This window comes from Pedobacter humicola (assembly GCF_056490705.1).
Map to the genome: position 1 here is coordinate 19,074 of NZ_JBWJIG010000007.1, position 19,737 is coordinate 38,810.

Genomic DNA, 19,737 nt, shown 5'->3' on the forward strand with positions numbered 1-19,737 from the left:
ATCATTCTATTAAAAGGGCGGATAATCGAGGATTATCCGCCCTTTTTGTTTTATCCCTATTAATCAAATTTAGAAATATGTTTTAACGAGAAAAAAAATTGTTATGAGTCGATGTTTTTATTTTTTTTATAAAGATTATATTTCTTTTTAAAATAATTATAAACTTTAAATTTTATACTTATATTTATTTATGCTTAAGTCTTGATTTTCTACTACTTATGAATCATGGCAAGGGTGAATAGTCAAATTTCTAACCAAAGTCTATCCATTATGAAAAACAAAATGTTAATGTTTTCAGCAATAACGTTATTGCTGGTTTCGTGCAAAAGGCATGAAAATGTAGAGAGCGAAAGGCTATCGCTTTCTAAAAATGCAACTTTAGCGCTGGCCAATACGCCGGCCGCAGCACCTAATACTTTCAAGGTATTCGATCAAATTCTATTTTATGATGGCTATGCTGCCACTGTGACTGCCCCTGTGCCAGCAGGAATAACAAGGGTTTCGAATGCCAAGTACATCAAAAAGTTAACGGCTACCGATCTTTCCAAGCTCTCGAATAGTTTAGATATTAAAGTAAGTATTACGCCATATTGCGATAATTATGATCGGATAGGATTTGTAGGCTTAAGTTTTATCCCTAAAAATACTTCTTTTAGCGAAAGTATTGGGAAGCATATTGAAGTAGCGCGTTTTATTACGCCATTTATGGATAAAAACAAAACACCCAACGTAGTGCCCTATCTTTTTAGTACAGATAATGTTGCTAATCTTTTGCGGGATGCAACCTGGCGCTCTACTTATGATATTTATGTGGTATTTAGCGTGTTTGGTGTTCCTTATGCTGCTAACACAGAAATAGCTGGCTGTAGTGGCCGTAATGAAACAGCGTATGGTACAGTCGAATTTATCAATAAATCCGGTGGAACAGATCCTGCAACAGTGGTACAAATGTTTCCGATAGCCAACAATAAATTATTGGATAATTACACCGCAGGCAATACCGATCAGATTGGTACTTCCAAAAAAACCTATACCGTTAATTTGCCATCAGCGATAACAGATGCTAGACTCTACCTTATCACTTCCGCACATGGAGCCAATAGTGGTGGGGAAGAATATAACCGCAGAGATCACTATATCTATTTTGATAATGTTCAGAAGCTGACCTATAAACCAGGCGGGAAATCATGCGAGCCATACCGGCAATATAATACCCAGGATAATTTTATTTATGGCCGTGTGCCTAGAAGTGCTGCTGATTGGGCTGCATCGAGTAACTGGTGTCCTGGCGATGTCATTCCGACACGTGTTATTAATCTTGGTAACCTGGCCGCGGGCAATCATAGTTTCAGAATTGATGTTCCAACTGCAGTATTTAATCAACAACAAGGTAATATTTTGCATTCGGTTTATTTGCAGGGACGTTAGTAAGCATGTTCAGATAAAGCCTAAATTTTTAGAGCAATATTCAGCTGGGAACAAACGCCGGATATAGATACTGTATGTGGCAACTATGGACATGTAATACTTTTAGAAGTCAATTAATGTAATTGATAATTTTTAAAAAGGCTTGCATTCAGCAAGCCTTTTATATGCTGAAATCACCTTTTTAAAAAAATTAAAAAGATTTGCTTTGTTTTGTATATTTTTATTAAGTTTGTTTTAACCTAATCAAACTAATAAACTATGATACTTAATAATTTCACTGCGTGGGGCTTATTGTATCAATTCAACTGTAAAGAATCTTTTTCATTAATCAAACCATCCATTTATCCCTTTCTGATTTTTCTCAAATAATCCATCTATAATAAAATCATCGCCTATTTCCGTTACCAATTCTAAACTAAACCGAAAATTATGACATAACCAGAAACCCCACACCAACATTAATCAACTAATCAAATTTTTAAAAACTAATAAAATAGGACATGAAGAAAATGTACTTTAAATGTTTGAGTTTGCTTTTGCTTACCTTTTTAGCAATTGTGGCTCATGCACAAACAACAGTTACGGGAACAGTAAAAGATTCCTCCGGCCCTATGCCAGGAGTAAATGTTTCTGTTAAGGGAACCCAAAAAAATACTCAAACCGATGCAAACGGTAAATTTGCAATCACTGCTTCTAGCACCGAAACACTTGTTTTTTCTGCAGTGGGTTTTGTACGCCAGGAAATAGCTGTTGGGAACAACAAGGATTTTAATGTGTTATTAAAAGAAGATTCTAAATCTCTGGAAGAGGTTACCGTAACCACAGGTTTTGGTGTTAAACAACAGACCAGAAAATTAAGTTATTCAATCCAGGAGGTAAAAGGCGAAGATTTAGTCAGGGCAAACGAGCAGAACATTGTAAATGCACTACAGGGTAAAGTTGCAGGTGTAATGATTAATCAAGGTTCTGGTGGTCCCCAATCATCTTCCAGGATCAGAATCAGGGGTAATTCATCACTTAGTCCAAATACACAGCCTTTAGTTGTAATCGATGGTGTACTTATCCAGCCAGGCGTAAGTGGGGCAGACTCATACGGTAATGGTCCACAGGATTTTGGGAATATTATGAAAAATCTAAATGCGGATGATTATGAAAGTATTACAGTATTAAAAGGAGCAGCTGCTAGTTCTTTATATGGCTCCCGTGCTCAAAATGGAGTACTCTTAATTACATCAAAAAAAGGTAAAGGTGGACAAGGTTTAGGTATTTCATTTTCACATACCCAAACTATTGAAGAAGCATACAAAACAATGGATTTGCAAAATGAATTCGGCGCAGGTATTAATCCGACTTTTACAAAAGACGCTTCAGGTACCCCGGTAGTAGATGCAGCCAATTATTTTTGGAGTTTTGGCCCTAGGTTCGATGGCAGTACTGTAAAAGATATAGACGGAAGAATGATCAGTTGGAATGCGCAACCCAACAATTTATTAGATGCGTATAAGTTAGGTAATTATAGTAATTCTAATTTAGCGTTTCAAGGTGGTAGCGAAACCGGAACATTTAGACTTTCTTACTCGAAATTGTATAGCACGGGTATTTTACCAAACAATAAATTTGATCGTGATGCATTAGATTTCAGAGGTTCGCAAAAAATAGGAAAGATCTTTGAAATTAATGCAGGTGTTAACTACACCATTAGCAATAGTTTCAATCCTATCAACCAATCCAACAATAATAATCCTTTATTTGCCCTGGTTTATGGTAACCCAAGAAGTTATGATACCAATTATTGGAAAAATAAATATTTAGATCCTGTAAATGGTGGCCAATTAAGCGGCAATGATGATCCTTATGGTATGTCGTTCTTGTGGTTTTCGATTAATGAAACTAATGTTAGACAGCGCGAAAATAATTTTAGAGGTAATATAGACGTTAAAGCGAATATTACCCCTTGGTTAAATGCTTTGGTTAGAGGAACATTAAATCAGATTAATGTTACAGGTGAAACCAAAAATATTGGCAGTGGCGTAGGCTTTGCCGGTGGTGAATATGCTTTAAGTCAGTCAAACCAAAAAAGTAGCAGGTTGCAGTTTTTATTAAATGGTAACAAAAAAATTGGTGAAGATTTTGATTTTAACATGAGTTTGGGAGCCGAAACCTCAAAAGATTTTGGTAATAATTATACCCGTACCAGAACAGATGGTGGGTTAAAAGATCCGGGCAAATTTTTTATGGGTAACTCAGTAAATGCACAGGTAACTACTACCAGCTTAGATGGAAGCCAGAGAACAGATGCTGTTTACGGTTTTGGTGATTTAACTTATAAAAACATGCTTACCTTAAACTTTAGTGTAAGAAATGACTGGTCATCAACATTAACTTATCCTGATGGTCATGGTGATTATGGATACGTATACCCAGCAGCAGGTTTATCATATGTTTTCTCAGAATCTTTAAAAAATATTCCTGCTTTCAGCTTTCTTTCGTATGGTAAGTTAAGAGCGAATTTTGGATATACTGGTTTAGGAACCAGCCCATACCTAACAAGCGCAGGTAAATATCAGTTTTTAGGTACATATACTGATGAAACAGGAAAACAACTACCTAGATACGGGTATCCAGAATATACGCTTGGTAATGAATCACTTAAAAATGAATTAACTAAAGAGTTGGAGTTGGGTACCGAATTACGTTTCTTTAACGATCGTTTAGGCATTGATTTCTCATACTATAAAAAGAATACGAAAAATCAGATCCTATCTTTATCATTGCCATCAGAATCAGGAGTTACCAAAAAATTATTTAATGCTGGTAACATTCAGAACCAAGGCATCGAAATTTTGTTAACAGGTACACCTATAAAAACAAAAAACTTAGAGTGGACCAGTTCGATCAACTTTGCAAGAAATAAGAATAAAATAATCGAATTGGCGCCGGGAGTAGATTCTTATACTTTAGGTTATGCATTTGGAGCTGATATGACTTCTGTTGCAATTGCTGGCGAAGAATATGGCAGTATTTATACTGGCTATGGCTATGCTTCTTATCAAGCAACTGATGCCTCAGGAAATAACATTGATAGCCCTAATAATGGTAAGAAATTGTTAAAAGCAAATGGAAGTTATTTCAGAAGTAGTGATGCTGGACAGGGCAATAAGATTTTGGGATCTATGATGGAAAAATTCAATGCAAGTTCTATCAATAACATTAGGTTTAAAAATTTCAATTTAGGCTTCCAGATCGATGCTAAAGTTGGCGGATTATTGGCTTCGGGTACTCACCAATATGGAACTAACTTTGGTGCATTTGAAAGTACATTGTTCGGTCGCTCAGCTGAATTTGGCGGTTTGCCAAGAAAGGATGCTTCTGGAGCTGTAATTGCTAATGATGGTATTATTCCAGATGGTGTATTTGCTAAAGGAACAATCATTAACAACATTAATGTTGGTGGATTAACTTTCCAAGAAGCTGTTGATAAAGGTTACGTACAACCTGTAAGTGCAAGGATTCATTATGCGCGATTAACACAATGGTCAACTGGTATCAGAGAATATTCTACATTCGAAAATAGCTGGGTTGCATTAAGAGAAGTTTCAATAGGTTATACTTTACCAAAGAAATTTACAGATAAGATTAATTTCAAACAAGTTAATGTAGGTATTACTGCACGTAACTTAATGTATATATATAATAGTTTGCCAGATCATTTAAACCCAGAAGGTTTATTTACAAACAGTGCAGGTGCTTTTGCCGAATATGGCGGTATGCCTTACGTACGTACTTTCGCATTCTCTGTGAGGGCAGCATTATAATGATTAACAGTTAAAGAAATTAAAAATGAAAAAGACAAATACAATAATCCTAATGCTAACTACATTATTCGGGATTTGCATATCATCGTGTAAAAAGGAGAAGTTTGTTGAATTGAATACAAACCCCGCTATTATCGATAAAATAACACCTGAGCAACAGTTCATGAACTCGGTAATCAATATGCACGGTGATCGTTTTGAAGCTTATTATGACAACTTTAGAGCTATTATGCCATGGATGCAGATGTTAACTGCTTTAAACGGAAATAGTGTAACTTTTATTTCTGATGCGGCAAGTTTTAGAAATGTAAGGTATAATAATTTCTATCCGAAGGTTGGTGGTAATCTAACCGACATGGAAGAACTCGTAAAAGGACTCTCAACAGATGAGCAGGCCAAAAGGATTTATCAGGTTGAAATTGCACATATTGTGAAAGCTTATTATGCTTTTTACGTATCAGATGTAAATGGAAGTTTGCCATATACAGATGCTTTTAGAGTAAGATACGGAGGTACAGAAGCACCAAAATATGATACTCAAGAAGTTTTGTTTGAATTGCTAGATGCCCAGTTAAAAAAATCCGTAGCAATTTTGAATACGACTCAATCTGTAGCACAAACTTCGTTAGGCGCTAACGATCTTTTTTATCAAGGAAATGTAGCTAACTGGATAAAAGTTGCGAACTCAACACGTTTGCGTATAGCAATGCGATTAATGAAAAGAGATCCAGTGAAAATGAAAACCAAAGTCCTTGAAATTTTAGCTGCACCAGGAGGCTTAATTAATAGTGCTGCTGATAGCTGGGTTTTTAAAGCTAATGCAACTTATGCTGATGGAGGCGATTGGTCTGCAGCAGGTTTAAGGGCCCCAAAACCAGTGGTAGATTTTATGTATACCAATAGCGATCCTAGAATTAGATTCTTCTATCAGCAAAATACTTTTTCACAAACTAATTTTGATGCAGCAAAAACCCAAAATAAAATAGCTGCTTCAGCAGTTTACGACACTAGAAGATTTTATGGGGTGCCAACAAGTCCTGATGTTTCTGCTGCTCCGGCCTTTGCAAATTTCTTTGACAATATTACGATTTCAGTTGCAAACGCAAATGGGCAAACAGCAAATCAGGCTATGGACTCTCTATCATTAATTCAACCAAGATTATGGGCTGCAGGAGAGAATGGTGGAAAAGGGATAAATGCATTTCCTTTGATTACTTATGCTGACGTTTGTTTCATGAGAGCTGAGCTAGCAGCAAGAACTGTAACAACTGAATCTGCCGAAGAGTGGTACAATAAAGGTGTGAGCGCTTCAATTGCTTTTTATGATGACTTAGCAAATAAAGCGCAAATTGTGGATAGATATAACGTATTAAGCTATGTGGCTTTAACGGCTAACGAAACTGCTGATTATATGGCTAAAGCTGATATTAAATACAATGCAGCGAAAGGATTGGATCAAATTATTGGTCAAGCCTATTTAAACTTCTTTAAACAACCTACCGAAGCTTGGGCATTGTATAAAAGAACTGGAATGCCAAATTCAACTACTGTGTTAAAACTCGAAAAAATTATAGCCAGTGGTACAGAACAAATTATTCCAAGAAGAGCAAGCCTGGCTTTCCCTTCGGTTACCAATCTCAACTATCAGAATATTGTTGATGCTTACAAAATAATGCAGGCCGACCCTGATTTCGGTCAAGGGCCAAGCGATATTACAGGCAGAGTTTGGTGGGATAAAAAATAAAAATATCTTTATATAAATTAATAGAACTCCTGATGTAATTTAGGAGTTCTTTTTGTATTATGAAATTAGTTGTAGCCATTGGATTAATGTTTCTTTTTCCATTTACGAAGGTACTTGGTCAAGGTATCCTGCCGAAAAAAATACTTTGGGCACAAATTGATGCCAGTAATCTGATTAATGTTAAAAGTAAAACAAAAGTCGCACTGAAAAAGAATACTGCATTTGTATTTATTTCCCCGGAGTGTCCACTTTGCAGAAATTATATGCTGGTATTAAATGATTTATGTAAAAAGTATCCCCAAGTAAATATTATTGGGATTGTGCCGGGGAAAAGTTATACGCTAGAAGACATAAAGCAATTTGCTGAAAATTACAATGCTGGCTTCGATATTTATCTAGATAAGGATAAAACCTTTACAAAAATCCTGAATGCTAAAGTTACACCAGAAACAGTTGTGATAGATCAAAATGGCAATGTGAGATATCGAGGCCTGATTGATAACTGGCAGGCAAAATTAGGGGTGAAAAGGAAAGTTATCACCGATCATTATTTGGATGATGCACTTCATGGAATAAATACAGAAACCTATAAATATGTAGAGACGACACCATTGGGCTGTCTTATCAATGATCTTTAATATGTTTAATAAACTCTTTATTATTCTTGTACTTTTTTGCGCTTTTGGAAATTCCTATGCACAAAAAATTACCTATTACGAACATATTGCTCCGATAATCCGTGCTAAATGTGCACCTTGTCACCGCCCGGGCGAAGCAGGGCCTTTTTCATTATTAAGCTATGATGATGTTGCTAAAAGAGTTTCATTTATCAGAGATGTTGTTGAATCGGGATTTATGCCGCCATGGAAACCCGATAACCATTACCGCATGTTTGCAAATGATCGATCTTTAACCAATCAGGAAAAGAAAACGATTATTAGCTGGATAGACAATAAAGCTCCAGAAGGAGTGGATAAAAAGAAAGGGCCGTTCGACAATCAATTTATTTCGGGTACTCAGTATGCAAGAAAACCTGATATGATCCTGAAAGTTAACAAGGCGTTTGAGGTGAAGGGAGATAATGAAGAACGGTTTATTGTTTTTAAGATTCCCTTTGAAATGGCTTCAGCTAAAAATGTAGCGGCGATAGAATTTATTTCAACCAATAAGAAAATTATCCATCACGCTAATTTTGCCATACATCCAGTTCCTGATAACATTGATATTAAACAAGCTGCTGATTTTGTCAATTTAACAGACGAATCGAGAATTAATTACGATCAATACCTCCCTTTTAAAAAAGAAATGACCTATTATGGAGGCTGGATCCCAGGTACTTCGTATGAGTCGTATCCTGCTGATTTAGGGTGGGTGATGCCAAAACGTGGGGTTATTTTGCTCACCATACATTATGCCCCAGTTGCCAAACCTGAAGAAGATATTTCGGGTATAAATTTCTTCTTTAAAGATTCACCAATTAAACGTGTTGTAAATGTAGTTAGTTTAGGTTCTGGTGGTGTAGGAGAGAGTTCCATAGACCCTTACTTTATGATCCAAGCCGATTCGGTAAAGAAATTTAACCTTAAAATTTTAACGCCGCAAGATCAGTCCTTGTTATATATTTGGCCACATATGCACCTTTTAGGCAAAGATTTTAAGTCGTATGCTGTTACTGCTGCCGGTGATACTATTAAGCTGATATCTATTCCTTCCTGGGACTTTAGATGGCAAGAAATTTACAGATTTAAAAAATTGGTTAAAGTTCCTAAAGGATCCGTCCTCACTATTGAAGGTACTTATGATAATACAAAAAACAATCCAAATAATCCTAATAGCCCACCAAAAATGGTATTTTCTGCAAATGATATGAAATCAACTGACGAGATGCTTACAATGCTTTTGGTATTCTTAAAATATGAAGATGGGGATGAGGATAAAGTCCTCGATTCCAAAGAATAAAAAACTTTACAAATCTTTTTAATATTTTTAAAAAGATTTGTAAAGTTTTATTTTTTTTTATTAAGTTTGTTTAAATCCTACTTACATGTCTGTTATAATTGAGAAGAGTCAGCGTCTCAGAGCTGATATTATTAAATATCTTTATTATAAGAAATCGCTATCACTTACTGATTTGAGCAAGCTAACTAAAAAAAGCTTGCCATTGGTTACATCCATAGTAAATAATTTAATTAATGAAGGTTACATCATAGAGCAGGGCCTTGCTCCATCTACAGGTGGGAGAAGGGCATCAATGTACCTGCTTAATCCTAACCATAACAAATACATTGTTGCTGTAGCCATGGATCAGCTGATTACGCGGCTAACCATTTACGATTTATCGAGGAAAGTGGTATTGCCAATGCAATACCTTGAGCTTGAAATGTCGCAATCTCTTGATGATGTAGACCTGTTAATCAAGTTTATTAACGCTAGTATCAAAAAATCAAAGCTCAACATCAATGATATTATAGGCATTGGCATCGGAATGCCTGGTTTTGTAAACTCAGATCTGGGAATCAATTCTTCTTATCTTTTCGTAAAAGACGGTTCAACACTTCGTGAATATCTTTCTAAAGGAACTGCACTTCCTGTTTCTTTAGATAACGACTCCAGTTTAATCGCCTTGGCCGAACTGAATTTCGGTAAAGCGATCGGGTTAAAAGATGTAATGGTTGTGAATATTGGATGGGGTACTGGTTTAGGGATGATAGTAAACGGTCAGCTTTATAGAGGGAGCAGTGGATATGCCGGAGAGTTCAGTCATATCCCATTATCCGATAGTAATAACCTGTGTTCATGTGGTAAAAGGGGCTGTTTAGAAGTCGATACCTCCTTAGTGGTTATGGCAGAGAAGGCAGAGAAAGCCATTATAGATGGTGTTGAGTCGAGCATGAAAGAGTTGTTTAAAGATAAAAGCAAACAAACAAGAGACCACTTTTTAGATGCCGTTATTGCCCAAGATCCCTTGGCAATTTCTATTTTATCAAAAGCGGCTTTTCAGCTCGGGAAAGGTCTGTCTACTTTAATACATATTTTGAATCCTGAGTGCATTGTACTTAGTGGGAGAGGTGCAAAAGCTGGTAAAATGCTAATGCCCGCCATTCAACAGGCAATTAATGAGTTTTGTATACCTAGAATAGCCGAACAAACTACTATCAAATTATCTACATTAACTGATGAGGCCGAATTGTTGGCCGCTGCAAGTTTGATGGTAGAAAACAGCTTATTCGAATAGCGAAACTTAAATAACGAATTATAGAATAAATTTTAACCAATACAAGCAATATATGAGGAAATAAAGGACAGCTATTGAACCACATTAAGAACCACCTTTAACTAATCTAAACCTAAACAATTATGAAAAAAATGTACTTAAAGTGTTTAAGTGTGTTTTTGTTGAGTTTTTTAACAATAACCGCTTTTGCACAAAAAACCATTACTGGTACAGTAGTGGAAGCATCTGGTCCTCTGCCAGGTGTAAGTGTCTCCATTAAGGGAACAACAAAAGCCACTCAAACGGATGGGAGTGGTAAATTCTCTATTTCAGCTGCCGATGGAAATATCCTTATTTTCAAGTCTGTTGGATATATTTCGAAAGAAATTACAGTAGGAGCATCTTCAACAATAAATGTTAAACTGGAATCATCTACTAATAGTTTGGACGAGGTTCAGGTTACCACTGCTTTTGGTATTAAGAAAGAAAAAAGAGCTTTGGGTTACTCCACACAGGAAGTAGCGGGCAAAGATTTAACTATTGGCCAGGCGCCTACTATTGCCCAGGGTTTAATGGGTAAGGTAGCAGGTTTACAGATTTCACAATCGGGCGGTGGCGTAGAAGGGGGCTCGTCAAGGATTGTAGTGCGCGGGAATACCTCGTTAACAGGTGATAACAGGGCTTTAATTATTGTGGATGGTGTAGCGATTAATAACGACCCAGCCAATGTGAATGGTAACAATACCTCGTCTGTTGCCGGTAATACTGGTGCCGATGTTTCATCAAATAATGACTGGGGTACTGGAATGAATTTCATCAACCAGGATGATATAGAAAGCATTACGGTATTAAAAGGTCCTGCTGCTGCTGCATTATATGGAGCAAGAGGAGGTAATGGCGTTATTTTAATTACAAGGAAGAAAGGCAGCAACCGGCCTGGGCTTGGCATTGATTACAATTACTCGTATCGACATACAGATCCTTACGAACTCCAGAATTTTCAAAATGAATATGGCCAGGGCGGTGTAGCCTCAATGCTTACTGCAGATAATAGCAAAATGTTCCCGGTTAATGGTGCTGGCCAACGTTATCAGATCGGAAATAATTATACTTCGGCGGGAGAATATTTAAGTAACTCTTTCGGTACGGTTCCTTATCCAAATGGTAAAGCAACTGATGCCTATTTCAGTTATCCTGGTAGTCAATCCTGGGGGCCTAGATTTGATAATCTACCGATATTGAACTATGATGGGGTTTTAAGGCCTTATTCGGCCCAGCCGGATAACTGGAAAGCTTTTTTCCCTGACGGTTCTGTAGTAAGTCATAATGTTGCTGTTTCCGGAGGAAATGATAATGCTACTGGGCGTATCTCCTATACCCGAAATGACACCAAAGCCAATATTTTAAATAGCAATATCCAATCAAACGTTTTTAACTTAGGCTCTACACTTAAAGTATCGAAAAAACTGAGTGCAGAGGTTACGGCTAGCTATGTGAACTTCACGCGTTTAAATGCCCCTGCTGTTGGTTCTGGCTACTTAGGCGGGGTAATCTATTCTATGCCAAGAGATTATAATCCTTATGTAGATTTTGATAATACTTATGGCCCTAATAATTCACGTAAGGATGTACTTACACCAAGTAATTTCCCTGCAGGTTCACCTGCCTATCCCTACAGCGGAAGTTATTTAGCAAACCAATATTGGAATATTAACAACAATAACACACTTTTTAATCGGAACGGACTTACCGGCGGAATGAAGGTAATGGCTGATTTAACCGATTTCCTAAATGTAACGGCACAAGGAGGGGTAGATAACTCGAATGATGTAACTACTGTAAAAAACTATCCAACAGATGTTTTAGGGCAGGCAAATGGGGCTTATAAGTTGGCACAAGCCAAAAATTTATCAACAAACCTACAGGCTTTTGCCCGTTTACACAAAGATAATCTTTTTGGCAAAGAGATTAATGCGAGCTTAACGGCTGGGGTAGAAAGTTATTACCGCAACGACTATGTTTCGAGTAACAGAACTGATGGAAGCCTTGTAAAACCATTTGTTTTTGCTTTAAATAATGGTTCAAACCCAGTTCCACAGCCAGAGGAAACAAAATATGCCAAAAAGATTAATTCTGCATATAGTTTTTTAAACCTTTCTTACAAAAATTATCTTTTTTTAGAGGCTACAGCGCGTAACGATTGGTCGAGTACTTTGGCAAATGGCTCTAACTCTTATTTCTACCCAGCCACTAATTTAAGTTATGTATTTACCGATGGGATCAAAGGTTTACAGACCAGTTTACCATGGCTAAGTTTTGGAAAGTTGAAACTTTCTTATGCAGAAACAGGATCAGATACTGACCCATATTCCATTTTTAATCTATTGGATGTAACCACAAACAATGGCCAGCAAGCACAAAGCTTACCTGGTACATTGAAATTTGAGGGTGTAAAACCACAAAAAAGTAGATCGTTTGAAGCGGGTATCAATTTAGGTTTATTTAAAAACAGGTTAAATATAGATTTAACAGGTTATACCATGAAAAGCTTTAACCAGATTTTGGATAATCCTTTGGCCTTATCATCAGGTTTTAATAATGTTAAAATTAATACAGGTTCGTTAGGTAATACTGGTTTTGAATTCATAATAAGTGGTTCTCCAATTAAAACGAGAGATTTTAGTTGGGATGTATCTATAAGCGGAGCGCATGCTAGAACTAAAGTTCTAGCACTACAGGATGGAATTGAAACTTTAACCTTAGGTACTTTTTTTGGAGGCAACGGTATTTCACAACGTGTTAAAGTTGGCGACTACTATGGTACCTTATACGGAAGGGATTTTACCTACTACAATGGCGAAAAGATAGTAATGCGTGCCGAAGGAACTGATGGACTGCCATTGCAATATACTGTGAATGGCAAAACCTATTATGCAGGTACGCAGTGGGTAAAAACAGCCAATGAGGTACCAATTGGTAATTCTCAACCAATATTAACAGGTGGGATTACCAACACCTTTAAGTACAAGGCATTTTCGTTATACATATTGGCTGATGCAAAAATTGGTGGAGATACATTTTTTGGCTCTTATGCTGCAGGTATGGGCAGCGGAAACTTAGTAGAAACCTTAAAAGAACGTGATGGTGGGGGTTTACCTTTGGTTTATCCTGACGGAACTACTTCGAATACTGGGGTTAATTTTGGAGGTGTTTTTGTTACACGAGATGCTCAGGGCAATGTAACAAGTGCTACTCCAAACAACGATGTGGTAAATTACCAATGGTATTATCAGGGTACTTTTTCTGCCTGGAACCACCTTGGTGCACCGCGATCGGCATCGGTGTTTAAAAACTCCTGGATGAAATTAAGAGAAGTGGCATTAACCTACCAGGTTCCAGCTACATTACTCCAAAAAACAAAGTTTATTCAAAATCTGTCGCTTTCGTTGGTTGGACGAGATCTGTTTTACATCTTTACTACTATACCTAAAGGCTTAAATCCAGAAGGGGTAAATGGTATCGGTAACATGCAAGGTATAGAATATGGATCTCTGCCCAAAACAAGATCATTTGGTTTTACTATACGGTCTTCATTTTAATCACTTAAAGCATTTAATGATATGAAAATTCAACATAAAGTAATCCATACTATACTTGGCCTATCGCTAATCTTTGGTGTGGTATCCTGTAAAAAAGGTTTCGAAGAATTAAACAAGCCCTATAAAGATGCAACCGTTTCTACGGCAACACCTGCAGGTTTTTTTAATAATCTGGCCAAACGCGCAACAGACGAAGATTATACGATCTATGCTGGTTTGTTTATGCCGATTACCAATCAACAGGGCGTTCAGAATAAAAACTTGCCATACATTAATTATATTACTGCTTTTTGGAGTAATTATTACCAGGACCTGGCAGATTATAAACAACTGTTAAAGCTTGTAAATGCCTCTCCAAACCCAAGTATTTACAATGATGTAAAGTACATGGCTACTATTCTGATCAGCCAAAAAACTTTATCAATGTTAGATCGTTATGGTGATATACCCTACAGTCAGGCGGCCATTGCTACAGAAGGTTCGGCAAACTACCAACCGAAGTATGATAAAGAAGAAAATGTTTATAATAATGTATTAGATGATCTAAAAGCTGCTGTTGAAGGTGTTGGCGGTCCAAACCAAAGTTCTATAGGCACATATGAGTCTTTTTTAGCCAACGATTTTGTTGCCTGGAAAAAATTTGGAAACGCGTTAAGATTGCGTTATGCTGTTCGTTTAAGTAAAACCAATTTGCAAACCAAGGCCAAGGCTATCATTGCAGAAATTTTAGGTAATCCATCTACTTATCCATTACCTGACAATCAAGATCTTACGGCTTTATACAAAAGTAATTTTGGTAGTTTTCCGTTAATAGTGATACCAAATTCTCCAGATTATGGCGATCGCTATTGGTATGCATTTCGGGAACTTTCTGTTTCAAATATTAGGATGAGTTCAAACGTTTTTGCTAAAATGTCATCTACTAATGCTGATGATGGATCAGGTTTCTTTGATCCGCGTTACAAAGTATGGTTTATGCCGAATAATGCCGGTAAATGGGTGCCACAACCGCAAAATGGATCTGTATCAGACGGTGGTACACCATATCCAAATACATCAGCCAATGCCCCAATGGCTCCAGGTGCTGATCCTGATAATAAATTCGCATCGTTTAATTATTACCTCGTTCGCGATTTTCAGAGCTTTCCTTATGTGATTATCTCTGAGGCAGATGTACATTTCTTAAAGGCCGAAATTTATAATCAGGGTATAGGCGTTGCTGCAAATCAGGCTTTAGCAGAAACAGAGTATAATTTGGGGATGAGGGCATCAGTAAATTTTTGGTATACTACTGTAAATAGCAATACAACTACCATTTGGCCAACTGCTTCAAAACCTGGGCCAATAACCCAGGCACAGATTGATGTTTTTACCAATAATCCGGCAGTAAAGTTTACCACAGGTGATGTGGCTGGAAATTATAAAAAAATAATTACCCAATCATGGTTGGCAAGTATGTTTAATGCCGTAGAAACCTGGTGCACGGTCCGCCGTACCGGTATAACGCCTAAAGATGCGACTTATGCACCTACAACTTACAATAGATTGCCTTATCCTGATGATGAAAAAACCAATAATCTGGCAAACTTAACTGCCATTGGCGGTAATGTAGATGCGAATGTTCAAATTGCCAAAAAGGTTTATTGGATGCCATAATTTATGATCAATCCCAGCATGTTGAGTGCTGGGATTCTTAATTACTCAAAATGAATAAGAAGTACTTTAGCTCACTTTTTTTGTTGTTATGCTTTTCTGCTGTAGCGTTCGCTCAACAAAACGACATCATGCCCCAATCGGAGATTTACGAATGGCCTAAAGATGATGCCGTTAAAAAGAAACTCGATACCTGGCAGGATAAAAAATTTGGTATGATCATCCATTGGGGGCTTTATGCTGTTCCTGGTATTATCGAATCCTGGTCGATCTGCTCTGAAGACTGGATCGAAAGAGATAGTACCATTAAATACGAAGATTACAAGAAGTGGTACTGGGGTTTTAGCGCAAAATTTAATCCAACCAAATTCAATCCTGAACAATGGGCCAAAGCAGGTAAAGATGCTGGAATGAAATACCTGGTGTTTACCACCAAGCACCACGATGGTTTTGCCATGTTCGATACCAAACAATCTGACTTTAGCATTGCTAAAGGTCCTTTTTCTGCTAATGCGAAAAAGGACGTAGCCAAATATGTATTCGATGCTTTCCGTAAGGAGAACTTTATGATCGGTGCTTATTTTTCTAAACCCGATTGGCATTCGCAATATTATTGGTGGGATAAATATGCCACAGCAAACAGAAATAACAATTACGACATCAGAAAGAACCCATGGCGCTGGAATATGTTTAAAAGCTTTACCCAAAACCAGATTGGTGAGCTGATGAACAACTATGGCAGCATCGATATTTTATGGTTAGATGGCGGCTGGGTGCGTCCACGGGCGAGCGTAAACCAGGAAGTGCTTTCGTGGGGAGCACCCATTCCGGAGTGGAGTCAGGATATTGATATGCCTAAAATTGCCGCTGATGCCAGAAAAGCACAACCGGGTTTAATTGTGGTGGACAGAACGGTTCATGGTCAGTTCGAAAACTACCAGACCCCAGAGCAGAAAATCCCTGAAAAACAATTGGATTATCCCTGGGAAAGCTGTATGACTTTAGGCGGGGCCTGGGGATTTGTAGCCAGCGATAGATATAAATCTGCCGCTGAAGTGGTGCATAAACTGGTAGAAATCGTGGCCAAAGGTGGAAGTTTACTGTTAGGCGTTGGGCCTAAGGCTGATGGAACTTTACCCGATGAGGTAGTTGCAAAATTGGAAGATATTGGTAAATGGACCGGTAAAAATGGCACTGCCATCTATGGAACAAGAATTACCAAAAACTACCATGACGGACAAAACTGGTTTACCCAGAGTAAAGATGGCAAAACGATATACGGGATTACTTTACTAAACAATGCTCCGGTTAAAGAAATTTCATGGCAGGGAAGCTTGCCTAAAAAAGGAACGCTAATTACTATTTTAAGCACGGGACAAAAAGTTAAATGGAAATCCAAAGATGGTAAGGTATACTTTGATTTCCCTAAAACTGACGAGAAAATAGCCTTGACTTTTTCTTTCGTGCCTGAAACCAATCAATAATGCTGAAACAGATCAAATACCTCTACTTATTACCTGCACTATTTGTTTCTTGCGGTCTTTGTGCGCAAGTTAAAAAGGTGCAGGTATTACCTTATAAAAATCCAAAATTAAGTGTCGATTTAAGGGTAAAGGACCTGATTTCGAGAATGACGGCAGAAGAAAAATTCTGGCAGTTGTTCATGATTCCCGGTGATGTGACCGAAGCAAACCAGAATCAATTTAAGCAGGGGATTTTTGGTCTGCAAGTGAGTGCCGCCGCACAGGGCAGTGGCAATGCGCAACAGATGTTAAGCTACAATACCTCTGAAGATGGACTATCCCTGGCTAAAAAGATCAACAAAATTCAAAAATATTTCGTTGAGAAAACCCGTTTGGGTATTCCCATGATTGCCTTTGATGAGGCTTTACACGGTTTGGTTCGGCAAGGGGCCACCGCTTTTCCACAGTCAATTGGTTTGGCGGCGAGTTTCGATACCACTCTGGTGGCCAAAGTAGGTACAGTTATTGCTGCCGAGGCCAGCGCACGTGGCCTGAGGGATCTTTTAGCTCCAGTGATCAATATGGCTACAGATGTAAGGTGGGGCAGGGTAGAAGAAACCTATGGGGAAGATCCATATCTCACCACAATAATGGGTCGTGCTTTTATGAATGCCATAGAAAGGCAGAATATCATTGTTACCCCGAAACATTTTGTCGCTAATGTAGGCGATGGTGGCCGTGATAGCTATCCGATAGAACTGGATAAACATTATCTGGAAGAAATCCACTTTCCTGCTTTTAAGGATGGTGTTAAAAATGTAGGTATCCGCTCATTAATGACCTCCTATAACAGCGTTTTTGGTACACCGGCAACTTCAAACAAATGGTTGCTTACCACCAAATTAAAAACGGAATGGGGATTTAAAGGTTTCGTGATTTCTGATGCCGGTGCAGTGGGCGGAGCCAACGTATTACACTTTACAGCTAAAGATTATAAAGATGCCACTGCGCAATCGATTAATGCTGGCCTTGATGTTATTTTTCAGGTAGATTATAATCACTATAAACTTTTCTTGCCTGCATTTTTGGATGGCAGCATTCCAAAATCGAGGATTGATGATGCACTTGCGAGAGTGCTGCGGGCTAAATTTGAGCTGGGATTGTTTGAACACCCTTATGTAGACGAGCGTGTTGCCGAAAAGATGTTAACCGATCAAACCCACCACCACCTGGCTAAAGAAGCTGCATTAAAATCTTTTGTGCTGCTTAAAAATGATAACCATGTTCTTCCCCTAAAAAATGCAAAACGGATCTTAGTACTAGGTGAAGATGCAATTGAAGGCCGATTGGGCGGTTATAGCGGTACCGGAAATAATAAGATCAATATATTGGAAGGTTTAAAAAATGCAGTATCCAATGAAACGGAGATCAGTTATTTAAAAGGTAGCAGCAGGGAGCTTCATGCCTATATTCCAATCGATAGTCAGTTTCTTTCTATAAATCAAAAATCAGGGTTAGCTGGAATGTACTATAAAGGACTTAATTTCTCAGGCAAGCCGATAAAGGAAGTAAACGATAAGACTATCAATTTCAGCTGGACCTTGTACCCACCAGATGAAAAGCTCCAGTTAGATGATTATTCGGTAAGGTGGGAGGGTACGCTTAAAGTACCTCAAAATACAGAGGTGAATATCGGATTGGAAGGAAATGACGGTTACCGGTTATACCTGGATGGCCATGTAATCATCGATAATTGGGATAAAAGATCTTTCAGTACCAAAACAATTCCGTTTCATTTTGAAAAAAATAAAGATTATTCCATTAAAGTCGAGTTCTTCGAAGCTAAAGGCAATGGCAGGATCAAACTGATCTGGGATTATGGTAACGGGCCATCGAACGAAATCGTTGATGCGGTAAAGGCTGCTAAAAATAATGATGTAGTGGTATTCGTTGCGGGCATAAAAGAAGGAGAGTTTTTAGATCGGGCAATGTTAACCTTACCCGGTAATCAGGAATTGTTACTCGAAGAACTTTCAAAAACAGGGACACCTGTTGTTGTGGTATTAACAGGGGGGAGTGCCATCAATATGAAGCCCTGGTTAAATAAAGTGAGTGGGGTTTTAAATGTATGGTACCCGGGTGAAGCAGGTGGCAGTGCTGTTGCAGATGTATTGCTCGGAAAAGTAAATCCATCGGGAAAACTCCCGATTACTTATCCTATTGATGAATCCCAGCTGCCCCTGGTTTACAACCATAAACCTACAGGAAGGGGCGATGATTATAATAATTTAAGTGGAGAACCGCTTTTTCCCTTTGGTTATGGGTTAAGTTATACCAGTTTCTCGTATAGCAATTTAAAGTTTAGCCGCAAAAGTATCGCTAAAAAGGAAACAGCTACTGTAAATTTCGAGCTTAAAAATACGGGCAATGATGATGGTGAGGAAGTGGTACAGTTGTACATGAGACCACTGTTGAGCAAACTGGCACAGCCTGTTCTCGCCTTAAGGGCCTTCCAAAGAATTTATTTAAAAGCAGGAGAAACCAAGGTAATTTCTTTCAAAGTGGATAAAGGTGTACTTCAAACACTTGATATCAATAATGTTTGGGGAGTGGTTCCAGGAGAATATCGGATCATGATCGGCTCATCAAGCAAGACGCTTTATTTAAAAGAGAACTTAACCGTTAAGCCTTAAAAAGACACCCCCTATGGTTGGGTATAAACCATATCAAGTAATAGTTGCCGCAGATTCTGGTTAAATCTGCGGCTTTTTATAAACCAGTGTTTTCCACGAAACATGTAATGGAGGGAATCCCACAGTTA

At 37.9% G+C, this 19,737-nt stretch carries 10 protein-coding genes; all 10 read left to right on the forward strand.

Going from position 1 to position 19,737, the window contains the following annotated elements; translation table 11 throughout:
* Positions 1 to 270: 270 nt before the first annotated feature.
* The 10 genes from AC04Q1_RS12750 to AC04Q1_RS12795 all read left to right on the forward strand — a co-directional run bounded on the left by AC04Q1_RS12750 (position 271) and on the right by AC04Q1_RS12795 (position 19,609).
* Positions 271 to 1,428 carry a peptide-N-glycosidase F-related protein gene (locus AC04Q1_RS12750; protein WP_478364982.1) on the forward strand — a complete coding sequence of 386 codons (1,158 nt, stop codon included), beginning with the start codon at positions 271 to 273 and terminating at the stop codon, positions 1,426 to 1,428.
* A gap of 500 nt (positions 1,429 to 1,928) precedes the next feature.
* Complete coding sequence (locus AC04Q1_RS12755; protein ID WP_478364983.1) at positions 1,929 to 5,243, forward strand: SusC/RagA family TonB-linked outer membrane protein; 3,315 nt, start codon at positions 1,929 to 1,931, stop codon at positions 5,241 to 5,243.
* 25 nt (positions 5,244 to 5,268) lie between these two features.
* The gene (locus AC04Q1_RS12760; RefSeq protein ID WP_478364984.1) at positions 5,269 to 6,987 is read left to right on the forward strand and encodes a SusD/RagB family nutrient-binding outer membrane lipoprotein; all 1,719 of its coding nucleotides are present in this window, start codon (positions 5,269 to 5,271) and stop codon (positions 6,985 to 6,987) included.
* Positions 6,988 to 7,046: 59 nt separating this feature from the next.
* Complete coding sequence (locus AC04Q1_RS12765; RefSeq protein ID WP_478364985.1) at positions 7,047 to 7,625, forward strand: redoxin domain-containing protein; 579 nt, start codon at positions 7,047 to 7,049, stop codon at positions 7,623 to 7,625.
* 1 nt (position 7,626) lies between these two features.
* Entirely contained in the window at positions 7,627 to 8,946 is a 1,320-nt protein-coding gene (locus AC04Q1_RS12770; RefSeq protein ID WP_478364986.1) for a cytochrome c, read from the forward strand.
* Between the two features lie 85 nt (positions 8,947 to 9,031).
* Positions 9,032 to 10,222, forward strand: a complete 1,191-nt coding sequence (locus AC04Q1_RS12775; RefSeq protein ID WP_478364987.1) for an ROK family transcriptional regulator — start codon at positions 9,032 to 9,034, stop codon at positions 10,220 to 10,222.
* A 122-nt stretch (positions 10,223 to 10,344) separates the two neighbouring features.
* On the forward strand, positions 10,345 to 13,800 hold the full coding sequence (locus AC04Q1_RS12780) for a SusC/RagA family TonB-linked outer membrane protein (protein ID WP_478364988.1): 3,456 nt from the start codon (positions 10,345 to 10,347) through the stop codon (positions 13,798 to 13,800).
* A gap of 21 nt (positions 13,801 to 13,821) precedes the next feature.
* Entirely contained in the window at positions 13,822 to 15,456 is a 1,635-nt protein-coding gene (locus AC04Q1_RS12785) for a SusD/RagB family nutrient-binding outer membrane lipoprotein (RefSeq protein WP_478364989.1), read from the forward strand.
* A 50-nt stretch (positions 15,457 to 15,506) separates the two neighbouring features.
* Complete coding sequence (locus tag AC04Q1_RS12790) at positions 15,507 to 16,937, forward strand: alpha-L-fucosidase (protein WP_478364990.1); 1,431 nt, start codon at positions 15,507 to 15,509, stop codon at positions 16,935 to 16,937.
* On the forward strand, positions 16,937 to 19,609 hold the full coding sequence (locus AC04Q1_RS12795) for a glycoside hydrolase family 3 N-terminal domain-containing protein (RefSeq protein ID WP_478364991.1): 2,673 nt from the start codon (positions 16,937 to 16,939) through the stop codon (positions 19,607 to 19,609). Before AC04Q1_RS12790 ends, AC04Q1_RS12795 begins: the two co-directional genes overlap by 1 nt.
* The last annotated feature ends 128 nt before the right edge of the window (positions 19,610 to 19,737 follow it).